A 3868-nucleotide genomic window follows, 5' to 3' on the forward strand; every position below is an offset into this window, starting at 1 on the left:
TCGCCGGTGAATCGTGTGGTGAGTCGTCCGGCGACTTGCCATAACGTGATTGCCGGCCGTCGACGAACCCGATTCCTGAACGTGCTGAAAACCGGTTTTCCGGCTGCGCCGGCAACGCTTCACGGCCACGCAATAAATTGCGTCCCCGTTCACCGTTTTCGGATGGAAAGAACGCCGGAAACAGGACTTACTCTGGCTGAATGGCGTGAATTTTCGCGCTATGCACTTGCGTGCATACTCATGCATGCCGTAAAAACAGAGCCTGCGCGTTTCTGGCGGGTTTTCGGGTGGTTTGTTGCCTGTTTTACCGGTTTCCCCTCAGAAACGCCCTGAGACCGTTTTAGCGGTGCGTACAAGAAGACGTTATGGTAAATCTAAATGATATCTGCAGAAGCAAAAAAGCCGCCTGGATAGGCGGCTTTTTCATTTTTTTGGCGTGGCAGAACGGCATTTTCGACACCAACTCTGGTTGGTTGCTCCTGAGGGTACAGTTCTTAAGCCGAACAGTGCTGAGAGCTGTCCTGCTGTATTTGCAGTTGTTACGTTACGGCATGGGCATGTATGAGGCAGACCGAGGTTTCCAGACATTCTTCATCACTCCATTTTTTTACCAACAAACGTGGATATGACTGCACCCAAGGCGATCATGCCTAATGTGCCGACTCCGCCGCCAATACCTGATGTACATGACGGACACAACTCATCGTCATACAAACGACCACCCTTAGCGTAATTCTCACACCCCGGAGCGCGACATATGTAAATTGCTTCTTTGCACTCAGGGCATTCGCACTTATCTCGTCGTACATGGTTTTCTTGAATTACACGAGGTATAACTTCAGCTTTACAAAAAGGACATAACCCTTTGTGTTTTGATGTCATTTTGACCTACTTAATTGCACTGCAACTAATTAATTTTGAACGACATTTAGGGCAGTAGTTCGGTGTTCCAAACCCACTCCTACTAGTCCATTCATGCCGACAAGCCATGCATTTAGCCCGATAGATAACAACAACCGCCATGAAAAACCACCATTAATATCAGTAACTAATATTCATTTATAATAACTGACAAACTAAACAAGTAAAGTAAATTGTGTATTTTTTTAAGTGATTGATTTTTAATTTATTTTTCTATTATCTAAAGGCTGTAAATTTTAATTAATGCATTAAATACAATGACTTAATCTGATTTGTTTTTTTTGTTTAACTTTTTGGAGGGCGAGAAAGACTCATGCATCTCGTTCGTGCGCTCATGCAGCGTAACGATTGTTAGCATACAAGAAGTGCGGGGCTGGGATGTTATGTTTAATCTGATAAGAACGGAATGTTTTATGGAAAGGGTATTAGGAATTTATGTTGTCGGTATTATTGTGAGTGCCGGTTTCCTGTTTATCCAAGAAGTTAGGAACGGGAGGCGCAGAAGTTACACCGAAGAAGGTGCGTCAATGCTTGTCGGCATAATTTGTGCGTTTTTGTGGCCTTTAGTTTTAATTGCATATTTTTTTGATAAAAAAAATGGGAAATTATGAAGTTAAGTCTGTTTTTCATCTCGGTCATTACTTTTTTATTGGCTATATCACCGATAGCATACTCAGATAACACGATTATTCCTGACAGAGTATATGATCCTTATAGAAATTCGGCTGTAACTCCTGATGGCACCGTTTATGACCGTCTGACAGGAGGAGTTTTGAAGGCATCAGAGCACCCTCAACCTAATTTTGGGTTTCCTGTTCAATCCTCATCGGATAGTTGTGATACAACGTATGTTAAAGCTAGGACAGAAGACGGTAGGCTTTTAGTCACGAGCGACGGAGTAACTCTGCATGTAGTTGACAATATTGTTGATGTTGCTCACTGGCAACCAAATGATGAGCTTAGAGTCTGTGGCGATAGAGTAATCAATATTGATGACAATACTTCCTCCTCGTTCACATACAATTAACCTCTTTTATTCAAAGAATATCTATGGTGATGATAGAAAGATTGACGAGCATGTATGGGGGGATAGCCGAAGAAATGAACCAAAGTTCAAAAGGATCTTCTTGAGATCCTTTCAGGAGCGTCGTAATCTCTTGCTCTGAAAACGAAAAAACCACCTGGGGAGGTGGTTTTCCGAAGGTTCAGTAAGTTGGGGAACTTCTGAACCGTGGTAACAGGGTGTACAAGACCGCTGCCACCAAATTCGTCCTTTCAGTTTAGCCGCAGTCTGGCTCTAACTTCAAGAACTCTGCATCAGTAATCTCTTGTACACCCTCTACCAATGGCTACCGCCAATGGCGATTTGTCGTGCCTTTTCGGGTTGGACTCAAGACGATAGTTACCGAAAAGAGCGTGGTAGTCGGACTGAACGGGGGGTTCGTGCATACAGTCCAGCTTGGAGCGAACTGCCTTCCCGGAACTGAGTGTCAGGCGTGGAATGAGACAAACGCGGCCATAACAGCGGAATGACACCGGCAAACCGAAAGGCAGGAACAGGAGAGCGCACGAGGGAGCCATCAGGGGGAAACGCCTGGTATCTTTATAGTCCTGTCGGGTTTCGCCACCACTGATTTGAGCGTCAGATTCCGTGATGCTCGTCAGGGGGGCGGAGCCTATGGAAAAACGGCCGCGCGGCGGCCTTCCCTTCTTTCCTCCATGCGATTACTCGGTTTTCTCGAGCGTTTCTACGCATGCTCCTGCCGCTCGCCGCAGCCGAACGGCAGGAGCGTAGCGACTGAGTGAGCGAGGAAGCGGAAAAGAGGACATCCCTACACTGAGCACTGACGCTCTGAGGCCTCTTATGACGAAACAACAGAAAACAGCGTTGAACATGGCTAAATTCATCCAGAATCAGTCTCTGCTCCTGCTGGAGAAGCTTAACGAGCTTGATCTCGATGTCGAAGCCGACCTTTGTGAGAAACTCCACGATGATGCGGAGCATCTTTTCCGTACACTGACCGCGAGACTGGATGCATTACTGGATGGTAACTGATGGCCAGAGTGTCTATTAGTGAGGCTGCCCGACTGACGGGTAAGAGTAGAACAACACTGCACAGGTTAATTAAAGCAGGTGACCTGTCCACCTGTAGCGGTGAACGTAATGCAAAAATGGTAGATACTTCAGAGCTTTTACGTGTCTTTGGCCCCTTTGAACAACTGAAGGGTGAACACCATTCTGGACAGGTCTCTGAACAGCGTGATACAGCCTCTGCTGACCAGAGTGAACAGGTGATTCGTCATCTGAAACAGGAGATTGAACACCTGAACACCTTACTTTTGTCCAAGGATTCGCACATTGACAGCCTGAAACAGGCCATGCTCCTTCTTGAAAATCACCAGGCAAAATTAACTGAATCCCCGGCGCCATGGTGGAAATTCTGGAAAAAATCCTGACCCCGTCATGCTTCAGTTTTCCTCTCCGGCCATCCCGGGGAGTTCCTGAACCTTCCCAAAAATCGTCAGATCTCTGAACGCTCCTCACCACTAAAAATACCCACACCCCACGCAAAATTAACATTTTGCAGATTTGTATTTAATATCAGTGGGTTACTTTCCTGAAATTTCGTTTTTTAAATTTTATTTATATAGATCCGACTCTATGACGAGTCGTCATAGAGTCCCCGGCGAGTCGTCATAGAGTCGGTAACGACTCAGGACTATAAAAACAATAAGTTAATAACGACCCGACTCTAGACACGACTCCCCGTTTGGTTGTTTTTTAGACGCGGCGACTCTAGGTACGACTCTAGTGAAGAGTCGCCGGTGAATCGTGTGGTGAGTCGTCCGGCGACTTGCCATAACGTGATTGCCGGCCGTCGACGAACCCGATTCCTGAACGTGCTGAAAACCGGTTTTCCGGCTGCGCCGGCAACGCTTCACGGCC

Annotated in this window: 5 protein-coding genes and 1 pseudogene; all 6 read left to right on the forward strand. The window is 46.4% G+C overall.

Features of this window, described 5'->3' with window-relative positions; all coding sequences use genetic code 11:
* Positions 1-333 (forward strand): annotated as a pseudogene (locus MKS11_RS27185) (hypothetical protein); the annotation flags it as partial.
* Between the two features lie 32 nt (positions 334-365).
* Positions 366-629: a hypothetical protein gene (locus MKS11_RS27190; protein WP_032434074.1), complete on the forward strand. Its 264-nt coding sequence runs from the start codon at positions 366-368 to the stop codon at positions 627-629.
* A gap of 705 nt (positions 630-1334) precedes the next feature.
* Positions 1335-1532: a hypothetical protein gene (locus MKS11_RS27195; RefSeq protein WP_045358392.1), complete on the forward strand. Its 198-nt coding sequence runs from the start codon at positions 1335-1337 to the stop codon at positions 1530-1532.
* Positions 1529-1948 carry a hypothetical protein gene (locus MKS11_RS27200; protein WP_128336926.1) on the forward strand — a complete coding sequence of 140 codons (420 nt, stop codon included), beginning with the start codon at positions 1529-1531 and terminating at the stop codon, positions 1946-1948. Before MKS11_RS27195 ends, MKS11_RS27200 begins: the two co-directional genes overlap by 4 nt.
* A gap of 837 nt (positions 1949-2785) precedes the next feature.
* Complete coding sequence (locus tag MKS11_RS27205) at positions 2786-2977, forward strand: Rop family plasmid primer RNA-binding protein (protein WP_032434073.1); 192 nt, start codon at positions 2786-2788, stop codon at positions 2975-2977.
* Positions 2977-3378, forward strand: a complete 402-nt coding sequence (locus MKS11_RS27210) for an AlpA family transcriptional regulator (RefSeq protein ID WP_024623230.1) — start codon at positions 2977-2979, stop codon at positions 3376-3378. The genes MKS11_RS27205 and MKS11_RS27210 overlap by 1 nt, the downstream gene beginning before the upstream one ends.
* Positions 3379-3868 lie beyond the last annotated feature (490 nt).

The organism is Klebsiella sp. K5-45, from assembly GCF_030128605.1.
Taxonomy (GTDB): Bacteria; Pseudomonadota; Gammaproteobacteria; order Enterobacterales; family Enterobacteriaceae; genus Klebsiella; species Klebsiella quasipneumoniae.